Here is an 18,848-nt window from a genome sequence, read left to right on the forward strand (position 1 = left end):
GAGCGCGGCGGAGCCGGGTGAAGCGGGTCGCCACCATGGGGGGTTCAGTGGCGATCGCGAGCGCGGCGGAGCCGGGTGAAGCGGTCGCCACCGTCGGGGCCAGGGGGCACAATGTTAGGCATGCAGACCCAGACGATCGAACGCACCGATACCGACGAACGCGTCGACGACGGGACGGGCAGCGATACTCCCAAGTACTTCCACTACGTCAAGAAGGACAAGATCGCCGAAAGCGCGGTGCTCGGCACCCACGTGGTCGCGTTGTGCGGGGAGGTGTTTCCGGTCACCCGGGCCGCCAAGCCGGGCTCGCCGGTTTGCCCGGATTGCAAGCAGATCTACGACCGGCTCAAGAAGGGCTGATCAGCCTGGCGGTTCGGGCGCGACGGTGTTCTGTTGCGCGGTCGAAGACATGGTGGGTGCGCCGATGCCGGTGCGTGCCTGCAGCCATTTGCGCAGCCGGTGGGCATGCGTCGCTGGTGCCGGCCATTCCTCCTGTATTGCGGCATTGAGTTCGGCGCCGAGCATGATCGCGAAGCCGCCGAAGTACGCGAACAACAGGAACGCGATTGGAGTGGACAGAGCGCCGTAGGTGTAGCCCGTGCTGGTGATCCACCTCAGGTAGAACCGCAAACCCAGAGTGGCGATCAGGAATACCGCGATCGCCAGCACTGCGCCAAGCACCAGCCGATGCGTCGGCAGCGGAACCGGCAGCGACACCCGGTACAGGATGACCACGCCGAGCAGCAGACCCAGAATCAGCGCTGGGTAATAGCCGTACCGCAGTATGTTGGCCAAGCTGTAGGGGATGTGTTCGCTCACCTTGCGCGGACCCACCACCATCACCGGCGCGGCCGTCACCAGGAACACCAGCATCACAACGTAGAGGAACAGCGCGAAGAAGCGCTGCCGCACCGGATGGCGCAGCGGAGTTTGGTCGTGGGCCTCTACCACAGCATCGACGAATGCCGAGATAGCCGAAGATCCCGCCCACAACGAGATCAAGAATCCAAGCGACACCACTTCGCCGCGGGCCGTGGCGGTGATGTCGCGGATCGTGGGCTCGATGATCTCGTTGACCACACTGGGGGAAAAGAAGCTGCGGGCGCTGGAGAGCGTGCTTTTCACGATGGCCGGTAGGGTGTCCGGGCCGAACAGCGGCGCCACGTAAGCCAAGCTGCCCAGCATCCCCAACAGCAGCGGCGGGAGCGACAGGCACGACCAAAAACCCGCTTGCGCTGACTCCGAAAATATTGAGTCGTCCCAGCTCTTAGCGAGTGTCCTCTTGCTGATGTGCCAGATGTGGTGGCGGGACGGTTTGGCGGATTGGTCGCTCATCCCGTCAAGCATTACCGAAGATTGCTCGCACCGCCGCGAATGCGGCAGGGCGAGTTCGGCATATTACTGGCCGCTGACCTCGAGGACGGCGGCCAACTCGGTCAGTTTCGCCTCGTGCTTGTTGGCGTGATGCTGGCAGAACAGAAGCTCAGCTCCGGAAGGCAGCTTTGCCCGCACCCGCGCCGCCGCACCGCAGCGGTCGCAGCGGTCTGCCCTGGTCAGCTCGGGACCGGTCAGAGTTGCGTTCATGGCTTCTCCGTTCTGGCGTGTGTTCAACTTTGTCAGACGTTCAAGGTTTTCGCTTTGTTCCCCGACTGTTATCGGGTGTGTCGTTTCTCACGCGTCTCCGAGTAGAAATTCCGGCATCCTGGCTAGGATGAGCGCCACGCCAGACGTTCTGGTGCATTTATGTGGGATCCAAGATTGGTCGCGTGCGCGCAGTCGCGGCGGGATCCTCCCTGAGTCCGGGGACGGGTTCATCCACCTGTCCACGCCTGCGCAGGTGCATCTGCCTGCCAACCGGCTCTACCGCGGCCGCGCTGACCTGGTTCGGCTGGACGTCGATCCGAAGGCGCTTGATTCACCTGTGCGTTGGGAGCCGGGGGTGCCGACGGATCCAGACTCGATGTTGTTTCCGCATCTGTACGGCCCGCTGCCGGCGCGTGCTGTGATCCGGGTCGTCGCCTACCCGCCGGCGGCTGACGGTACCTTCCCGCCGGCCTAGACCAGATGGTGGCGACCCGCTGCGCCCGGCTACCCCGCGCTTGCGATCGCCACGAGGCGGTGCGAACGCGGCTCAAGGCTCTACGTAGGCGTCGGCTTCGATCTCCACCAGCATCCCGGGTGCGATCAGTGCCGAAACTTCGACCATGCTGGCCACCGGACGAATGTCGCCGAAGATCTCTGCGTGCACGTCACCGACCTCGCGCCAGCGTGAAATGTCGGTCACGTAGATGCGGGTCCGAACTACGTCGGCCAGGGTGGCGCCCGCTTGTCCGAGCGCAATCTCGATGCGGCGCAAAGCATCTCGGGCCTGAGCTGTGATTGTATCGCCACTGCCGGTGGTCCCGGCGACCGCCACGTGCCTGTCGACGCGCACGGCGCGCGAGTAACCGACCGCCGATTCGAAGTCGGATTCGGACGAGACATTGTGACGGTTGGCTGGCATGGGGTGACATTAACGACGGCGGCGTACCCGGTGCAGCCGGCCTCGGCATCCCGCAGCCGGTTTCTTCACGCGGCTTTTGGGAGACCCTCCATCGATGGATCAGAAATTCAACAACGGCGCGTCGCGGATCCCGGATGACGCCAGGAAATCGACGGAGGAGCAGCGGGAAATACAGCAACAGTTGGAGCATCAGGGGGACGACCCGGATGCGCCCGGTTTGCACCAGAGTCGGCGTGACGTTGCCGATGAGACGCGCAGCAGGTCGCTGGTCTACCCGAATCTCAGTCCAGGTAGTCGCGCAGCACCTGTGAGCGGCTGGGGTGGCGCAACTTCGACATCGTTTTGGACTCGATCTGACGGATGCGCTCGCGGGTAACGCCGTAAACCTGGCCGATCTCGTCGAGGGTACGAGGTTGGCCGTCGGTGAGACCGAAACGCAGCCGCACCACGCCGGCCTCGCGCTCGGACAGCGTGTCCAGCACGGACTGCAGCTGGTCCTGCAGCAACGTGAATGACACCGCGTCGACGGCGACCACCGCTTCGCTGTCTTCGATGAAGTCACCGAGCTGGCTGTCGCCCTCGTCGCCGATGGTCTGGTCCAACGAGATCGGCTCACGGGCGTACTGCTGGATCTCCAGCACCTTCTCCGGTGTGATGTCCATTTCTTTGGCTAGCTCCTCAGGCGTGGGCTCGCGGCCCAGATCCTGCAGCAGCTCGCGCTGAATGCGGCCCAGCTTGTTGATTACCTCGACCATGTGCACCGGAATGCGGATGGTTCGGGCCTGATCGGCCATGGCCCGCGTGATGGCCTGGCGAATCCACCACGTGGCGTAGGTGGAGAACTTGTAGCCCTTGGTGTAGTCGAATTTCTCAACCGCGCGGATTAGGCCCAGGTTCCCTTCCTGGATCAGGTCGAGAAATGCCATCCCCCGGCCGGTATAGCGCTTGGCTAGCGAAACCACCAGCCGCAGATTGGCCTCCAGCAGATGGTTCTTGGCGCGATCGCCGTCGCGGCAAATCCACATCATGTCGCGTCGCTGGGCGGCGGGCAGCTTCTCGCCGCGATCGGTCAACTCGCTCATCAACTGGGTCGCATAGAGCCCGGCCTCGATCCGCTTGGCCAGCTCGACCTCTTCCTCGGCGTTGAGCAGCGCTACCTTGCCGATCTGCTTCAGGTACGCGCGAACCGAATCGGCGGACGCGGTCAGCTCGGCGTCCTTGCGTGCCTGACGCAACGCTTCGGACTCGTCTTCGTCCCAAACGAAATCCCCGGAGGCCTTGTCCTTTTCGGAAGGCTCGGCGATTTCCTCGTCCTCCTCGGCGGCAGCCTCCCCGGCCGCTCCAGCCGAGGCGGTTTCGGCGTCGTCGCCGTCTTCGGCCTCACCCGCGTCGAGGTCGGCGTCCTCGGGTGCGACGTCCTCCAGGTCGTCGAGACTGAGGTCGGCGGCATCGATGTCGAGATCTTCTCCGGGCTCGACATCGATGGGCTCGACATCGATGTCTGGTTCGATCTCGAGGTCCTCGGGGACATCGAGGGTGGCGTCGGGCTCCGTCGCGGTCTCTTCCGCGGCATCCTTGGGCGCCGCTGCTTTTGTCGCGCGGGCCGAGGGTGCCTTGCCCGCGGTTTTGGCCGAACTGCGGGTCTTCTTCGAGGCGTCGGCGGTCGCGGTGTCGTCAGAAGTGGGCTTGGCGGCCCGGGCTGTCTTCGTCGCCCGCTTCGCCGGGGCAGTGCCATTGGCGGCCTTCGCTGGCGTTCGCTTCGCGGGGGCCTTGGCCGGAGACTTGGTGGCGGTCCGTTTCACCGCTTCGTCGGTCGCCGGGCTTGCCTTGGTCGCTGCCACATACACCCCTTCGGTTGGACTCACTTCCGGTGGGTCTGGGCATGCTTGACCGAAAGTGTCTGCTATGTCGAATGTCGGCGTTGATATCAGCGTGAATACTCGCGCGCTATCGGTTGGGCGGCCGCCGACGACCATTGTAACTTCACTGGGCACTTATACCGGCCGAGCGGGCAAAATTCAGTGCGTCACGTCTTCCACGGAAGCCATGGCCGCGCCGACTATCCCGGCGGTGTTCTGCAGCGCGGCGGGAACCACCGGCGTGCGGTTTTCCAGCAGCGGAACCCATTTGTGCGCCTTGCGGCTGATGCCGCCGCCGGCGATGAATAGGTCTGGCCAGATCGCGTTCTCAATGGCGACGAGCACTCTTGTCACCTGCTTGGCCCACTTCTGATAGCTCCAGTCGTAGCGCTCTTTGACCGATGACGCCGCGCGTTGCTCGGCCTCCTTGCCGCCGACCTCGAGGTGACCCAACTCGGTGTTTGGTATCAACGTCCCGTTGTGGATCAACGCCGATCCGATCCCGGTTCCGAACGTGAGCAGCACGACCAAGCCGGAGTTGTCCCTGCCGGCGCCGTAGCGCTCTTCGGCGAGCCCGGCCGCATCGGCGTCGTTGAGAATCGTGACCTGCTGGCCGTCCAGCTCCGCGCCGATGACGTCGTGCGCGTTGGTCCCGATCCAGGACTTGTCGACGTTCGCCGCTGTCTGGACGATGCCGTGGGTAACGACGCCGGGATAGGTCACCCCGAGCGGTCCCGTCCATCCGAACCCATGGACGACCTCGGCGATGGTCTTGGCGACGGCTGACGGGGTCGCCGGCTGCGGGGTCAGCAGCTTGAGCCGGTCACCTATCAACTCTCCGGTGTCCAGGTCGACGATGCCGCCCTTGATGCCGCTGCCGCCGACGTCGATGCCGAAACCGCGACGCTGCGGCATGCCGTTCCCGGGCTCGGTGCTGGTCATCGAATCTCCTCGGCGAGATTGTGGTGTCCGCTCACCATAAGCCGTGTGCTGCGATAGACCGGTGACAGCACGCCACAATGAACCCGCGCGGTTGCGATCCGTCGCCGAAATCCTTGCCGCCGAGGCAGCCGCCTTCGTGCGGAGTCGGCGCGCCGAGGTGTTTGGCGCGGCTACCGATGCCGCACGTGGCGCCGGATTCGGTGCGGTGCGAAGCAAGACGACCCCTACCGATCCGGTGACGGTGGTAGATACCGACACCGAACGGCTGTTGCGTGATCGATTGGCTGAGTTTCGGCCCGGTGATCCGGTCCTCGGGGAGGAGGGTGGCGGGCCCGAAGATTCGGCAGCCACCCCTGCCGACGCCGTGACGTGGGTGCTTGACCCCATCGACGGCACGGTGAATTTCGTCTACGGCATCCCGGCGTATGCGGTGTCGATTGGGGCTCAGGTTGGTGGCGTGTCGATGGCCGGCGCGGTCGCCGACGTCGTCGCCGGCAAAGTGTATTCGGCGGCGAGGGGCCTGGGCGCACACGTCACCGACGAGCAGGGAACACATGCCTTGCGCTGCAACGGTGTCGATGATCTGTCGTTGGCGTTGCTGGGCACCGGCTTTGGGTATTCCCCGCGGCGCCGCACTGCTCAGGCTGCGCTGTTGGCCCGGATGTTGCCGGTGGTGCGCGATGTGCGTCGCATCGGTTCAGCGGCGTTGGACTTGTGCCTGGTCGCGTCCGGTCAGCTGGATGCCTACTACGAACACGGGCTGCAGGTATGGGATTGCGCGGCGGGTGCGTTGATAGCGGCCGAGGCGGGGGCCCGGGTTGTGTTGCCCGCGCCGAATGTGAACGGCGCGCCTGTGGTGGTCGCGGCTGCGCCGGGTATTGCCGACGAGCTGTTGGCGGCCCTAGCGCGTTTTGACGGCCTGGAACCCATCCTGGACTGAGCGGTCAGCAGCTGTTGGCGTGGATCTTTGCCAATAGCGCGTGATCTGCAGGCTCGGTGGCACCGGGGCGCAGGGTGGCTAGCGCGGCGTCGATGTTGTCGCTGTGCGCCAGGGAGGTGAATTCGGTGCCAAGGGCGAGGTCGACGGAGTCGTCGGCGCGGCTGTCGTGGAAGAGCTCGGTGCACGGCGCCACCAGCCATACCGCGGCCGCGGTGGCTTGCCCCGCAGTGCCGAAGCGGATTTGGCCTTGGCAGGTCAGCCTGGTGCCGGCATAGATCGGGTCATTGGCTGATGTCGGCTGGGCGAAGCCGAGATCCTGTAAGGCGCCGGCGATGTCGGCGGCCTGACCGCCGCGGCCGCTGGCGTTGAGGACGCGGACCCTGGTATCGCTGAGTTTGGCGGGTGTGACGTCGGTCATTTCACTGCGTGACACTTGCTCGCCGAGCGTGGTCGGTCCCGACCCGGCCGTTTGCGGGGGTGGGTTGCATATTGCGGCTTCGTGAACGTCCACCGGTCGAGTCAGTGCAACTGTCCACGCCACACCCGTCACCACCACCAGGAACACCACCACAACGATGGCGGGGCGGGGATTGCGGCGCCGAAATGGCCGACCGTGCTTGTCGAAGGCGGTACCCTCGGTGATTTGTGCGACCACAGGTGCACTTTAGTCCGCCGACGATGCGTGCCGGTACGGCACGTTGAGGAGGTGGACGATCCGGCTAGAGTCCGCCGACGATGCGTGCCGGTACGGCACGTTGAGGAGGTGGACGATCCGGCTAGAGTCCGCCGACGATGCGTGCCGGTACGGCACGTTGAGGAGGCAAACCATCGGGCTGGGTCGCACGCCAATCGCACCGTTTAGGGCCAAACACAAGGGTCAATCCGGTGGTGTGACGCAAATCACATCGGAATCGCCCGAGATACGGGCACGAATCGTTTGGTGGATGCGTTCGACGCTGGTACAAAGCGTTGCTTGAACTTACGAGGCATGTGAGGGGACAAGACAATGCCTACCGACTATGACGCTCCGCGGCGTACCGAGACCGACGATGTCTCAGAGGACTCGCTGGAGGAGCTCAAAGCACGACGGAACGAGGCGGCATCGTCGGTGGTCGACGTCGACGAGTCGGAATCCGCTGAATCTTTTGAACTGCCTGGGGCCGACTTGTCCGGCGAAGAGCTGTCGGTGCGCGTCATTCCAAAGCAGGCCGACGAGTTCACGTGCTCAAGCTGCTTCCTGGTGCAACACCGTAGCCGGCTGGCCAGCGAGAAGAACGGCGTGATGATCTGTACCGACTGCGCGGCCTGATAGCCACACTCAGCTCGTTAGGGCCGACAGCACCCGCTCTGGGTGACGGCAGCTCACCAGCCAGTAGGGCGTCGGGTCGTCGGGGTCGTCGAGGACCAGCAGAATCATCGGCCCGACCCAGGCTCGATGCAGCACGAAGGCCGCGGGATCGAGCTGGCGTCCCAGTGCCGCGGACTTGGCGGTGTGGGCGATTTCGGCGGATCGGGCGATGACGGCGATGGGCAGATGCGCCTCCGCAGCCCAGACCTCGACACCGCTGGGCCCATCGGTGACCCGGATTTCGATGCGGCCCAGCCATAACAAGGCCGCGACCGTGACGCTGAACAGCGTGGCGAACGGTACCCAGTCGGGTAGCGCTGGCACACCCTGGTTGACTTCCACCGCGATGAGTGCCGCCAGCGCGAAGCCCAGCGGCCACCACCACCAAGGCACCCATAGTCGCTCGCGATATCGCACGCTGTGTGGTGCGACGCGGGTACCGGACACCCGGTCAAGGGTAATCTGTGGCCCCGTGTCGACCACTCTGGCCGTTGTTCGCCTTGACCCCGCGCTTCCGCTGCCCAGCCGCGCTCATGACGGCGACGCAGGGGTCGATCTCTTCAGTGCAGAAGACGTCGAGTTGGCACCGGGGCAGCGCGCCCTGGTGCGGACCGGTGTTGCGGTGGCCATCCCGTTCGGCATGGTCGGCCTGGTTCATCCGCGCTCGGGGTTGGCATCGCGCGTGGGGCTATCGATAGTCAACAGTCCGGGCACCATCGACGCGGGCTATCGTGGCGAGATCAAGGTCGCGCTGATCAACCTCGACCCGGCCACGCCGATCATGGTGCATCGCGGCGACCGTATCGCCCAGCTGCTGGTGCAACGGGTTGAGTTGGTTGAGCTGGTTGAAGTCTCGTCGTTCGACGAGGCCGGGCTGGCGCAAACGTCCCGTGGCGACGGTGGTCACGGTTCCTCCGGCGGACATGCGAGTTTGTGAAAAATGGCATTCGGTAGACGCAAAGACGACAACGACAACAGTTCCGGTGAGCCGGTGGCAGCCGAGGTCGAGGACCAAGCCGCCGTCGAAGACACCGACGAGGAGCTCGAGGGGCCGTTCGACATCGAAGACTTCGACGACCCCAAGGTCGCCGAACTCGCCCGACTCGACCTGGGCTCGGTGCTGATTCCCATGCCGGCGGCGGGCCAGGTCCAGGTTGAGCTGACCGAAACCGGGGTGCCCAGCGCGGTGTGGGTGGTCACGCCGAACGGTCGCTTCACGATCGCGGCCTACGCGGCGCCCAAGACCACCGGCCTGTGGCGCGAGGTGGCCAGCGAACTCGCCGACTCGTTGCGCAAGGACTCGGCCCAAGTCTCCATCAAGGACGGCCCGTGGGGCCGCGAAGTGATCGGCACCGCTTCCGGCGTGGTGCGCTTCATCGGCGTCGACGGCTACCGCTGGATGATCCGGTGCGTCGTCAACGGACCGCACGAGACCATCGATGCGCTGACCGACGAGGCGCGAGAGGCGTTGGCGGACACCGTGGTTCGCCGCGGGGATACGCCGCTGCCGGTTCGGACGCCGCTGCCGGTGCAGTTGCCAGAGCCGATGGTTGAGCAGCTGCGACAGGCCGCTGCCGCCCAACAGGCCGAACGGGCCGCCGCGCAACAATCCGGCGAGCCGGCTGCCCGTCGCGGCGCCGAGGGATCGGCCATGCAGCAGTTGCGCAGCACGACCGGCGGCTAAGGCACCTCGGCGAGAGCGGCCAGGCACGCGGCACCCAGGGCGGCGGCGTCGACGCCGATCTCGTCCAGCGTCACCGTCCGCAGCCCGGCTCGCGGCGCTGCGCTTACCCAGTCGATACCTACCTGCAGCGGGTGAACCGGATCGTCGACCGCGGCGGCCACCCCCAGCGGTGTGGCCAGCCCTGCCAGCTCGGCGCGGCTGGGTGCCACGTAGGCGGCCGCTTCTTCCATAGCGTCGGGCAGGTGTGGCCACTGGGCCCGCCACGATCGCGCCAGCTCCGCGGCCAGCCAGGGCGGGCTGGAGGCCCGCATCTGCGCCGTCGTCGCCGCCAAACCGTCGCGGCGCAACCGCGATGCCGTGTACCGCGCGGCGTGTGCCGCCGGTGCCGATCCGGGCTGCCCGGTCCAGGCTGGTAGTGCGGCGAGTACGGCGACCGCCAGATCGGGATGGGCAAGCGCCCATGCGGCGGCCACCGCGGCCCCGATCGAGACACCGCCGACGCCTATGGGGCCGCTACGTGCGGCGTCATCCAGGGCAGCCAGATAGCTGCCGATCAACTGCTCCGGCTGTGGGGGAGGCGTCACCGGTACCGCGCCGACCTCGTGCAAGGGCCCGGAAAAGGCACGACAGACGTAGTCGTCGTCGGAGCCGGTTCCCGGCAACAACACGGTCGTGACGCCGCGCAAATCGACAACCACCCACTGATAGTGCCGGGCATCCTCAAGTGCCCCCAAATCAGCGGTTTGGTCCGCTGGCGTCTGGGAACCAACAGGTCTACGGTGGCCGTTGGCATAGATGGATAGCTGTCCTTGCGTAACGACGGTGAAGTGTCAGGAGAGGCCATGCGGGCCCAAGGTTATTTGCGCCGGCTCACCCGTCGGTTGACGGAGGATCCGGAGCAACGCGACGTCGAGGAATTGTCCGAAGAGGTCGCCAATACCGGCGCGCAGCGCGCGATCGATTGTCATCGTGGCCAGGAGGTCACGATGGTGGGCATGCTGCGCAGCGTGGAGACCAACGGCAAGGGTTGTTCGGGTGGTGTTCGTGCCGAACTGTTCGACGGCAGCGACACCGTCACGCTGGTCTGGCTGGGGCAGCGCCGGATACCCGGCATCGACTCGGGTCGTACGCTGCGGGTCCGGGGCCGGCTAGGCAAGCTGGAAAACGGCACCAAGGCCATCTACAACCCGCATTACGAAATTGAGCGGTGACGATTCCAGCCTTGGGGCCCGTCGAAATCTCGTGAACACTAACCGCATCAGCGCCGAGCGCCTGCTGGCGCAGGCTGGCGGGGTGAGCGGCCTCATCTATTCGTCACTGCCGGTCGTGACCTTCGTGATTGCGTCCAGCATCGCCGGCTTGCTGCCGGCCATCGGGTCCGCCCTGGGTGTGGCCGCGCTGGTGTTGCTTTGGCGCCTGATTCGCCGGGAGTCGACGCAGCCGGCGGTTGCCGGCTTCTTCGGGGTCGCGGTGTGTGCGCTGATCGCCTACTTGATGGGCCAGGCCAAGGGCTATTTCCTGCTGGGTATTTGGATGTCGCTGTTGTGGGCGGTCGTTTTCGCCGCGTCGGTCGTGATCCGCCGACCGGTGGTCGGTTACCTGTGGAGCTGGGCTAGCGGGCGTGATCGCAGCTGGCGCGACGTGTCCCGGGCCGTCTATGCATTCGACATCGCCACGCTGAGCTGGACGCTGGTATTCGCGGCCCGGTTCGTAGTCCAGCGGCTGCTCTATGACGCCGACAAGACCGGTTGGCTGGGAGTGGCGCGGATCGGGATGGGGTGGCCGCTGACCGTGCTAGCTGCGCTGGTGACCTATGCGGCGATCAAGGCCGCCCTGCGTGCCATGCCAGCCGCCGCGGACACCAAGCCGGCCGGTTAGCTGCTGGGGAGCAACAGCCGGCTGAGCTCCTCCTCCGCCTCGGTGACGGCGACGAAGAGCAGCTCGTCGCCGCCTTCCAGCGGTTCATCGTCTTCCGGAACGATGACACGTGGCCCGCGCAGGATTGTCACCAGCACGGCGTCGCGCGGCAGCTGCAGTTTGCGCACCGGCTTGCCGCCCCACGGCGTGTCGTCGGGCAGGGTGATCTCGACCAGGTTGGCCTGACCTCGTCGGAACTCCATCAGACGCACCAGGTCGCCGACGGCCACTGCCTCCTCGATCAGCGAGGCCAGCATGCGCGGGGTGGATACCGCCACGTCTACCCCCCAGGCGTCGGTGAACAGCCACTCGTTGCGCGGATCGTTGACCCGCGCAACAACCCTTGGCACCGCGAATTCGGTCTTGGCTAGCAGGCTGAGCACCACGTTGACTTTGTCGTCACCGGTGGCGGCGACCACGACGTCGAAGTCCTCGAGGTGTGTCGACTCCAGCAGACTCAGCTCGCAGGCATCGCCCAGCCGCCAGTGCGCGGCGGGGAGGGCGTCGGGGTCAAGGTGGTCGGGGTTGCGCTCGATCAGGGTGACCTCGTGCCCGTTGTCCAACAGCTCACGGGTCACCGAGCGGCCGACGGCCCCGGCCCCGGCCACAGCGACTTTCATTTGCCTCCCATCTCGAAGTCCTCACTGGGCGGCAAGGCCGCGATGGCCACCGCCTCGGCGGCCCGCCCGGAGATGGCGGCTACGTAGACCTGATCACCGGCCTGCAGGACGGTCTTGGGTTCGGGCAAAATGCCGGTGCCGAACCGGATCAGGAATGCCACCCGGGCGCCGGTGGCCTGCTCCAGATCAGTAGCCCGGTGCCCGACCCAATCCTCGTGCAAGACGACCTGGGCGACAGCGACGGTTCCCGTCGGATCCCGCCATTTGGCGGTCTCGGTCTCCTGGGTCAGCGCGTTGAGCAGTCGATCGGTGGTCCAGGGCACCGTTGCAATCGTTGGGATTCCCAGGCGCTCGTAGACCTCGGCGCGTTTGGCGTCGTAGATGCGTGCGACGACGCGCCGGACACCGAAGGTCTCCCGGGCCAGTCGTGCCGAGATGATGTTGGAGTTGTCGCCGGAGGAGACCGCGGCGAACGCGTCGGCCTCCTCGATGCCCGCTCGCAGGAGCACATCGCGGTCGAACCCTTGGCCCAGCACCCGCTCCCCGGCGAACTCCGGGCTGAGCCGATTGAAGGCCGTGCTGTCGCGGTCGATGACCGCGACGTCATGACCTATCCGGGACAGCCCGTCGGCCACCGAAGATCCGACCCGGCCGCACCCCATCACAACCACCCGCACTTGAGGTCCTCTCGGCTGTGTCCTGTGCGTCGTACTCTCGCGTGGGGAACGCTACCGCCAAAGCCACGTGGGCTTACTCTTGGCTCTCGTGTCCAAACTTTCAACCGCTGCGCGCCGGCTGCTTATCGGCAGGCCATTTCGCAGCGACCGGCTGAGCCACACGCTGTTGCCCAAGCGGATCGCGCTGCCGGTGTTCGCCTCAGACGCGATGTCGTCGGTCGCCTACGCCCCCGAGGAGATCTTCCTGGTGCTGTCTGTGGCCGGCCTGGCTGCTTACTCGATGGCGCCCTGGATAGGCCTGGCGGTCGCCGCGGTCCTGCTCGTCGTGGTGTCCAGCTACCGGCAGAACGTGCATGCCTACCCTTCGGGCGGCGGCGACTACGAAGTGGTCACCACCAATCTCGGGGCCAACGCCGGCCTCGTTGTGGCGAGCGCTCTGATGGTGGATTACGTTCTCACCGTTGCGGTTTCGATATCGTCGGCGATGTCGAACATCGGCTCGGCGATCCCGTTCGTGTACTACCACAAGGTGTTGTTCGCGGTCGGCGCGATTGTGCTGATCATGGCGATGAACCTGCGCGGGGTCCGAGAATCCGGACTGGCCTTCGCCATCCCGACCTACGCATTCATCGTCGGAATCGGCGCCATGCTCGGCTGGGGGCTGTTCCGGATGTTTGTGTTGGGCAACCAGCTGCGTGCCGAATCCGCCGGTTTCGAAATGCACGCCGAACACGGCAAGGTCCTCGGTTTCGCACTGGTGTTCCTGGTGGCGCGCTCGTTCTCCTCGGGGTGCGCGGCGCTGACCGGTGTCGAGGCCATCAGCAACGGAGTGCCGGCGTTCGAGAAGCCCAAGTCGCGCAACGCGGCAACGACGCTGTTGATGCTGGGCATCATCGCGGTGAGCATGTTCATGGGCATGATCCTGCTGGCCGTGGAGACCGGGGCCCAAGTCGTCGACGATCCCGACACACAGTTGTCCGGTGCTCCGCCGGGCTATCAACAGAAGACGCTGGTAGCACAGCTGGCCCAGGCCGTTTTCGGCGGCTTCCACCTCGGGTTCTTGCTCATCGCGGCGGTCACCGCGCTCATCTTGGTGTTGGCCGCCAACACCGCATTCAACGGTTTCCCGGTGCTCGGCTCGGTCTTGGCGCAGCACAGCTACCTACCCCGGCAACTGCACACCCGTGGGGACCGGCTGGCGTTCTCCAACGGGATCCTGTTCCTGTCGGTGGCGGCCATCGGGGCGGTTGTCGCGTTCCGGGCCGAGCTCACCGCGCTGATCCAGCTGTACATCGTCGGCGTGTTCATTTCCTTCACGCTCAGTCAGATCGGCATGGTGCGGCACTGGACCAGGCTGTTGCGCACCGAAACCGATCCGTCGGCGCGGGCCAAAATGGTGCGCTCGCGGGTGGTCAACACGATTGGCTTCATTGCCACCGGCGCGGTGCTGTTGGTGGTGATGGTCACCAAGTTTCTAGCCGGGGCGTGGATCGCCATCGTCGCGATGGGGGCGTTGTTCCTGCTCATGAAGGCGATCCGGCGCCACTACGACGGGGTGACCCGGGAATTGGCGGAGCAGGCCGCCGCCCACGACCACGAGGTCGTGCTGCCCAGCCGCAATCACGCCTTGGTGCTGGTGTCAAAGTTGCATCTACCGACGCTTCGTGCGGTCGCCTATGCGCGGGCGACCCGCCCAGATGCGCTCGAAGCCATCACGGTCAACGTCGATGACGCGGAAACCCGCGAGCTGGTGCACCAGTGGGAGGAAAGCGATATCAGCGTGCCGCTGAAGGTGATCGCGTCCCCGTACCGCGAGATCACCCGCCCGGTACTTGATTACGTCAAACGCGTGAGCAAAGAGTCACCGCGCACCGTGGTGACGGTCTTCATCCCGGAGTACGTGGTGGGCCGCTGGTGGGAACAATTGCTGCACAACCAGAGTGCGCTGCGGCTCAAGACCCGGCTGCTGTTTATGCCCGGGGTGATGGTGACTTCGGTTCCCTGGCAACTGACTTCGTCGGAGCGGGTCAAGACTCTGCAGCCGCATGTGGCTCCGGGTGACACTCGCCGAGGAATCTTCGATTGACCCGCGCCGGCGACGATATACATGGCGATGTGGGGGTACCACCCGCTTGCGGGGGAGAGGAGCGGCGCTATTGACCACAGAAGCCGCTTGCGGAGAACTGACGTTGGTCACCGGTGCCCCCGCGAACGGCGGCAGCTGCGTGGCGCACCACGAAGGCCGGGTGGTGTTCGTCCGCTATGCGTTGCCCGGTGAGCGGGTTCGGGTGCGGGTCACCGCGGACCACGGTTCGTATTGGCACGCAACGGCTATCGAGGTAGTTGACGCCTCGCCACACCGCGTCGAATCGCTATGCCCGATCGCCGGAGTGGACGGCGCCGGGTGTTGCGATCTGGCGTTCGCTGACCCGCAGGCGGCCCGCGAGCTCAAAGCACAGGTGGTGGCCAACCAGCTGCAGCGGCTCGGCGGACACAGTTGGCGTGGCGAGGCGCAACCGCTTTCGGACGCCGGCCCCACGGGTTGGCGCACCCGAGTCCGGCTCGAGGTGGGGGCGGACTGCCGTCCCGGTTTTCACCGCTATCACAGCAACGAGCTGGTGACCGATCTACGCTGCGCACAGTTGCCCGCCGGCATGCTGGACGGGCTCGCAGCGTCCGACTGGCCGCCGGGCGCCCACCTGCACGTGGCCGTCGACGACGACGGACAGCGACATGTGGCGCGTACGGTGCGGCAGCGCACTCGCAACAGGACCAGCAACGCGACCAAGGTGGTGGAGGGCAACTATCACGCGGTGCAGCGGGTGGGCCGGCGCACCTGGCAGGTACCGGTGACGGCTTTCTGGCAGGCGCATCGCGACGCGGCGGGCGTCTACAGCAGGATTGTCGCCGATTGGGCCCAACCCAGCGCCGGCATGACTGCCTGGGATCTGTACGGCGGCGCGGGGGTTTTCGCCGCGGTGTTGGGTGAGGCGGTGGGGGAGTCCGGGCGAGTGCTCACCGTCGACACCTCGCGCGGGGCTTCGGGGGCCGCACGTGCCGCGCTGGCAGATCTGCCGCAAGTGGAGGTCGTCACCGATTCGGTGCGGCGCGCGCTGTCGGCGCAACGCGCTGGCGCCTCAAGAGCTGATGTCGCGGTGCTGGATCCGCCGCGATCGGGGGCCGGGCGCGACGTTGTCGATCTACTCGCCGCTGCCGAGGTACCGCGGGTGGCCCATATCGGTTGTGAGGCAGCGTCTTTCGCTCGTGATATCGGTCTCTACCGCGGCCACGGCTACGCCGTCGAGAAGATCACGGTGTTCGATGCCTTCCCGTTGACCCATCACGTTGAGTGCGTTGCGTTGCTGACCCGGTAACGCTGTTGCTGCCAGCGCTGCAGCACTGCGGGGATCTCGTCGAGTAAGAACGTGTAGAAGTCGCGCATCTGGGTGAGGCGGTGTCGGGCCAGGCTGTCGTCGTCGGTTGCGGCGATGCCGGCATTGGCGGCCGCCAGCACCGCCGAGGTCGCGTGGTTCTGGTTGGTGTATTGAATCGCCCACGCGTCGTCGCGCAACCGGTAGTGGTCGCGGCGGCTGCCGGGGGCGGGCACTCGCTCCACTAGGCCCACCGAGGTGAGCATCCTGATGGCGCCGGAGATTGCACCCGAGCTGGCCTGAAGCTGGTCGGCCAGCTCACCCATGGTCATCGTGGGCTGCTCGGTGAACAACAACGCGGCAAGCACCCGGGCCGTCATGCGCTGCATACCGTGGTCGGCGAGCACCAGGGCGAGCTGCTCGGCGACCTCTCGCTGCATGGCGGTCATATACGCAATCTTAACGGTCAGAGTCTTCAAAGATCTCTGAAACTTTAGTAGTCTTTGGGTCGGCGCTCCGGGAAGACTGGTCGGAACCAGGTATCGGCATCGCGCGGTGACCACCGGTGACCCAGTGCACCGCGCTCGCCCGAAAGGGGACGGAGCGAGTCATGACGACGCTCAACCGTGCGGCCGTATCGGCGCATGTGGGGACCGAGGTGATCCGCGTGCGCGGGCTCACCTTCAGCTACCCGAAGGCAACCCAACCGGCCGTGCGCGGCATGGACTTCACTGTCGGACGAGGCGAAATCTTCGGGTTTCTCGGCCCCAGCGGCGCGGGCAAGTCAACGACCCAGAAGCTGCTCATCGGCCTGCTGCGCGACCACGGCGGCGAGGCCGCGGTCTGGGGCCGCGAGCCGCTGGACTGGGGACCCGACTACTACGAACGCATCGGGGTCTCCTTCGAGCTGCCCAACCACTACCAGAAGCTCACCGGGTGTGAGAACCTGCGTTTCTTCGCGTCGTTGTACGCCGGTGCCACGGCCGACCCGATGCAGCTGCTGGACGCCGTCGGCCTGGCTGACGACGCCCACACCCGAGTGGGCAAGTACTCCAAGGGAATGCAGATGCGGCTGACCTTCGCAAGGTCGCTGATCAACAACCCGGAGCTGCTGTTCCTCGACGAACCCACCTCCGGGCTGGACCCGGTGAACGCCCGCAAGGTCAAGGACATCGTCTTGAACCTGAAGGCGCAGGGCCGCACGATCTTTCTGACCACGCACGACATGTCCACCGCCGACGAGCTGTGCGATCGGGTGGCGTTTGTCGTTGACGGCAGGATCGTCGCGCTGGACACCCCCGCCGAACTGAAGGTCGCGCGCAGCCAGCGGCGAGTGCGGGTGGAATACCGGGGCGACGACGGCCGCCTCGAGAGCAGCGAGTTCGCCATGGACGGGCTGGCCGACGACCCGGCGTTCCATTCGGTGCTGCGAAACCACCACGTCGAGACCATCCACAGCGCCGAGGCGAGTCTCGACGACGTCTTCGTCGAGGTCACCGGCAGGCGGCTGACATGACCCGGCTGGCACATGCGCTGCGGCTCGAGCTGACGCTACAGGTGCGGCAGAAGTTCCTGCACGCCGCAGTATTCTCCGGACTGATCTGGCTGGCCGTGCTGCTGCCGATGCCGGTAAACCTGCGCCCTGTCGCCGAGCCGTATGTCCTCGTCGGAGACATCGCGATCATCGGATTCTTCTTCGTTGGTGGGACCGTATTCTTCGAGAAGCAGGAGCGCACGATCGGCGCGATCGTGTCGACGCCGCTGCGGTTCTGGGAGTATCTGGCCGCCAAACTGACTGTGCTGCTGGCGATTTCGCTGTTCGTTGCGGTGGTCCTGGCCACCGTCGTCCACGGGTTCGATTACCATCTGATGCCGCTGGTGGCTGGGGTCATGCTCGGCACGCTGCTGATGCTGCTGGTGGGCTTCATTTCCTCGTTGCCGTTCGCCTCGGTGACCGATTGGTTCCTGGCGGCGGTCATCCCGCTCGCGGTCATGCTGGCGCCGCCGGTGGTGCATTACTCCGGCCTGTGGCCCAACCCGGTGCTCTACCTCGTCCCCACCCAGGGGCCGCTGCTGTTGCTCGGTGCGGCGTTCGATCAGGTGCGTCTGGCGCCGTGGCAGGTCGGATACTCGCTGCTGTATCCGATCGTGTGCGTAGCGGGATTGTGCCGGGCGGCCAAGGCGCTGTTCGGTCGCTACGTCGTCGAAAGGTCGGGTGTGCTGTGAGGGCAATGTCGGGCCTCGCGAGTCCACGGGCGTTGGTTGCGTTCGGCCGCAACGACCTTCGTGGCACCTACCGTGATCCGCTGCTGGTCATGCTGGTCGTCGCACCGGTCATCTGGACCAGCGGGGTCGCGCTGCTTACGCCGTTGTTCACCGAGATGCTGGCCCGGCGGTACGGATTCGACCTGGTCCCGTACTACCCGCTGGTTCTCACCGCATTCCTTTTGCTGACCAGCATCATCGTTGCCGGTGGGCTGGCGGCGTTCTTGGTGCTGGATGAGGTGGACGCGGGCACTTTGACGGCGCTAAGGGTCACCCCGGTGCCGCTGTCGGTCTTTTTCGGCTATCGCGCGGCAACCGTGATGATCGTGACCACGGTGTATGTCGTCGCAACGATGTCGTGCAGCGGGATCCTCGAACCGGGCCTGGTGGGCCCGCTGATCCCCATTGGGTTGGTAGCCGGGCTGTCAGCGGTGGTGACGCTGCTGCTGATTCTTGCCGTGGCGAGCAACAAGATTCAGGGTTTGGCGATGCTTCGTGCGTTGGGCATGCTCATCGCGGGCCTGCCCTGTCTGCCGTGGTTCATCCACTCCGGCTGGAACGTCGCGTTCGGCGTCTTGCCGCCGTACTGGGCTGCCAAGGCATTCTGGGCCGCTAGTGATCACGGCACCTGGTGGCCTTATCTCGTCGTGGGTGCCGGCTACAACCTGGCCATCGCCTGGCCGCTGTTTCGCCGCTTCCAGGCCAAGCACACGTGAGCGCTG

The 18,848-nt window shown here is 65.8% G+C and carries 24 protein-coding genes; 13 read left to right on the forward strand and 11 right to left on the reverse strand.

What is annotated here, in order from left to right; all coding sequences use genetic code 11:
• Window positions 1-120 precede the first annotated feature (120 nt).
• The gene (locus tag AADZ78_RS09485; protein WP_085248688.1) at window positions 121-360 is read left to right on the forward strand and encodes a DUF3039 domain-containing protein; all 240 of its coding nucleotides are present in this window, start codon (window positions 121-123) and stop codon (window positions 358-360) included.
• Here AADZ78_RS09485 and AADZ78_RS09490 read toward each other — a convergent pair whose 3' ends face one another.
• Both AADZ78_RS09490 and AADZ78_RS09495 read right to left on the reverse strand, forming a co-directional pair.
• Entirely contained in the window at window positions 361-1,335 is a 975-nt protein-coding gene (locus AADZ78_RS09490; RefSeq protein ID WP_085248892.1) for a YihY/virulence factor BrkB family protein, read from the reverse strand.
• A gap of 63 nt (window positions 1,336-1,398) precedes the next feature.
• The gene (locus AADZ78_RS09495; RefSeq protein ID WP_085248690.1) at window positions 1,399-1,584 is read right to left on the reverse strand and encodes a DUF7455 domain-containing protein; all 186 of its coding nucleotides are present in this window, start codon (window positions 1,582-1,584) and stop codon (window positions 1,399-1,401) included.
• Between the two features lie 127 nt (window positions 1,585-1,711).
• On the opposite strand from AADZ78_RS09495, the gene AADZ78_RS09500 reads away from it, so the two are divergent.
• Complete coding sequence (locus AADZ78_RS09500; protein WP_085248693.1) at window positions 1,712-2,059, forward strand: DUF952 domain-containing protein; 348 nt, start codon at window positions 1,712-1,714, stop codon at window positions 2,057-2,059.
• A gap of 72 nt (window positions 2,060-2,131) precedes the next feature.
• Here the strand turns inward: AADZ78_RS09500 and AADZ78_RS09505 are convergent, their stop codons facing one another.
• The 3 genes from AADZ78_RS09505 to ppgK form a co-directional block, all read right to left on the reverse strand.
• Window positions 2,132-2,503, reverse strand: a complete 372-nt coding sequence (locus AADZ78_RS09505) for a RidA family protein (protein WP_085248695.1) — start codon at window positions 2,501-2,503, stop codon at window positions 2,132-2,134.
• Window positions 2,504-2,784: 281 nt separating this feature from the next.
• A complete protein-coding gene (locus tag AADZ78_RS09510) occupies window positions 2,785-4,344 on the reverse strand; it encodes an RNA polymerase sigma factor (RefSeq protein WP_085248893.1) in 1,560 nt (519 codons plus the stop codon).
• A gap of 177 nt (window positions 4,345-4,521) precedes the next feature.
• Window positions 4,522-5,304 (reverse strand): polyphosphate--glucose phosphotransferase, encoded by a 783-nt coding sequence (gene ppgK / locus AADZ78_RS09515; protein ID WP_085248699.1) that lies wholly within the window; start codon window positions 5,302-5,304, stop codon window positions 4,522-4,524.
• 61 nt (window positions 5,305-5,365) lie between these two features.
• Here ppgK and AADZ78_RS09520 point away from each other — a divergent pair, with 61 nt between their 5' ends.
• Window positions 5,366-6,244 carry an inositol monophosphatase family protein gene (locus tag AADZ78_RS09520; protein WP_085248701.1) on the forward strand — a complete coding sequence of 293 codons (879 nt, stop codon included), beginning with the start codon at window positions 5,366-5,368 and terminating at the stop codon, window positions 6,242-6,244.
• 4 nt (window positions 6,245-6,248) lie between these two features.
• On the opposite strand, the gene cei is transcribed toward AADZ78_RS09520, so the two are convergent.
• Window positions 6,249-6,899, reverse strand: a complete 651-nt coding sequence (cei, locus tag AADZ78_RS09525; protein WP_085248703.1) for an envelope integrity protein Cei — start codon at window positions 6,897-6,899, stop codon at window positions 6,249-6,251.
• Window positions 6,900-7,250: 351 nt separating this feature from the next.
• Between cei and AADZ78_RS09530 the strand changes: the two genes are divergently transcribed.
• On the forward strand, window positions 7,251-7,553 hold the full coding sequence (locus tag AADZ78_RS09530) for a DUF4193 domain-containing protein (protein ID WP_003875246.1): 303 nt from the start codon (window positions 7,251-7,253) through the stop codon (window positions 7,551-7,553).
• A 9-nt stretch (window positions 7,554-7,562) separates the two neighbouring features.
• Here the strand turns inward: AADZ78_RS09530 and AADZ78_RS09535 are convergent, their stop codons facing one another.
• Window positions 7,563-8,039, reverse strand: a complete 477-nt coding sequence (locus AADZ78_RS09535; protein WP_085248705.1) for a DUF3093 domain-containing protein — start codon at window positions 8,037-8,039, stop codon at window positions 7,563-7,565.
• Between the two features lie 25 nt (window positions 8,040-8,064).
• Between AADZ78_RS09535 and dut the strand changes: the two genes are divergently transcribed.
• Together dut and AADZ78_RS09545 are read left to right on the forward strand one after the other, a co-directional pair.
• The gene (gene dut, locus AADZ78_RS09540) at window positions 8,065-8,529 is read left to right on the forward strand and encodes a dUTP diphosphatase (RefSeq protein ID WP_085248707.1); all 465 of its coding nucleotides are present in this window, start codon (window positions 8,065-8,067) and stop codon (window positions 8,527-8,529) included.
• A gap of 3 nt (window positions 8,530-8,532) precedes the next feature.
• Window positions 8,533-9,276, forward strand: a complete 744-nt coding sequence (locus AADZ78_RS09545; protein ID WP_085248709.1) for a DUF3710 domain-containing protein — start codon at window positions 8,533-8,535, stop codon at window positions 9,274-9,276.
• On the opposite strand, the gene AADZ78_RS09550 is transcribed toward AADZ78_RS09545, so the two are convergent.
• Window positions 9,273-9,974, reverse strand: a complete 702-nt coding sequence (locus AADZ78_RS09550; RefSeq protein WP_085248894.1) for a hypothetical protein — start codon at window positions 9,972-9,974, stop codon at window positions 9,273-9,275. The genes AADZ78_RS09545 and AADZ78_RS09550 overlap by 4 nt on opposite strands.
• A 144-nt stretch (window positions 9,975-10,118) precedes the next feature.
• On the opposite strand from AADZ78_RS09550, the gene AADZ78_RS09555 reads away from it, so the two are divergent.
• Window positions 10,119-10,487 carry an OB-fold nucleic acid binding domain-containing protein gene (locus tag AADZ78_RS09555; RefSeq protein ID WP_085248711.1) on the forward strand — a complete coding sequence of 123 codons (369 nt, stop codon included), beginning with the start codon at window positions 10,119-10,121 and terminating at the stop codon, window positions 10,485-10,487.
• A gap of 31 nt (window positions 10,488-10,518) precedes the next feature.
• Window positions 10,519-11,154: a DUF3159 domain-containing protein gene (locus tag AADZ78_RS09560; protein WP_085248713.1), complete on the forward strand. Its 636-nt coding sequence runs from the start codon at window positions 10,519-10,521 to the stop codon at window positions 11,152-11,154.
• Here the strand turns inward: AADZ78_RS09560 and AADZ78_RS09565 are convergent.
• Together AADZ78_RS09565 and AADZ78_RS09570 are read right to left on the reverse strand one after the other, a co-directional pair.
• The gene (locus tag AADZ78_RS09565) at window positions 11,151-11,813 is read right to left on the reverse strand and encodes a potassium channel family protein (protein WP_085248715.1); all 663 of its coding nucleotides are present in this window, start codon (window positions 11,811-11,813) and stop codon (window positions 11,151-11,153) included. The two genes, AADZ78_RS09560 and AADZ78_RS09565, sit on opposite strands and share 4 nt — an antisense overlap.
• The gene (locus AADZ78_RS09570) at window positions 11,810-12,490 is read right to left on the reverse strand and encodes a potassium channel family protein (RefSeq protein WP_139828481.1); all 681 of its coding nucleotides are present in this window, start codon (window positions 12,488-12,490) and stop codon (window positions 11,810-11,812) included. The genes AADZ78_RS09565 and AADZ78_RS09570 overlap by 4 nt, the downstream gene beginning before the upstream one ends.
• A gap of 88 nt (window positions 12,491-12,578) precedes the next feature.
• On the opposite strand from AADZ78_RS09570, the gene AADZ78_RS09575 reads away from it, so the two are divergent.
• Complete coding sequence (locus AADZ78_RS09575) at window positions 12,579-14,576, forward strand: APC family permease (RefSeq protein ID WP_085248719.1); 1,998 nt, start codon at window positions 12,579-12,581, stop codon at window positions 14,574-14,576.
• A gap of 70 nt (window positions 14,577-14,646) precedes the next feature.
• On the forward strand, window positions 14,647-15,864 hold the full coding sequence (locus tag AADZ78_RS09580; protein WP_239656765.1) for a class I SAM-dependent RNA methyltransferase: 1,218 nt from the start codon (window positions 14,647-14,649) through the stop codon (window positions 15,862-15,864).
• On the opposite strand, the gene AADZ78_RS09585 is transcribed toward AADZ78_RS09580, so the two are convergent.
• Complete coding sequence (locus AADZ78_RS09585; RefSeq protein ID WP_372510552.1) at window positions 15,831-16,301, reverse strand: GbsR/MarR family transcriptional regulator; 471 nt, start codon at window positions 16,299-16,301, stop codon at window positions 15,831-15,833. The genes AADZ78_RS09580 and AADZ78_RS09585 overlap by 34 nt on opposite strands.
• Before the next feature lie 170 nt (window positions 16,302-16,471).
• On the opposite strand from AADZ78_RS09585, the gene AADZ78_RS09590 reads away from it, so the two are divergent.
• The 3 genes from AADZ78_RS09590 to AADZ78_RS09600 are packed head-to-tail and all read left to right on the forward strand — an operon-like array spanning window position 16,472 to window position 18,842.
• Window positions 16,472-17,377 carry an ABC transporter ATP-binding protein gene (locus AADZ78_RS09590; protein WP_085248896.1) on the forward strand — a complete coding sequence of 302 codons (906 nt, stop codon included), beginning with the start codon at window positions 16,472-16,474 and terminating at the stop codon, window positions 17,375-17,377.
• Window positions 17,374-18,087: a fluoroquinolone transporter permease gene (locus AADZ78_RS09595; protein WP_085248723.1), complete on the forward strand. Its 714-nt coding sequence runs from the start codon at window positions 17,374-17,376 to the stop codon at window positions 18,085-18,087. The genes AADZ78_RS09590 and AADZ78_RS09595 overlap by 4 nt, the downstream gene beginning before the upstream one ends.
• Window positions 18,084-18,842: an ABC transporter permease gene (locus AADZ78_RS09600; protein WP_139828482.1), complete on the forward strand. Its 759-nt coding sequence runs from the start codon at window positions 18,084-18,086 to the stop codon at window positions 18,840-18,842. The genes AADZ78_RS09595 and AADZ78_RS09600 overlap by 4 nt, the downstream gene beginning before the upstream one ends.
• Window positions 18,843-18,848: the final 6 nt, after the last annotated feature.

The organism is Mycobacterium riyadhense (assembly GCF_963853645.1).
In the GTDB taxonomy this organism is placed as follows: domain Bacteria; phylum Actinomycetota; class Actinomycetes; order Mycobacteriales; family Mycobacteriaceae; genus Mycobacterium; species Mycobacterium riyadhense.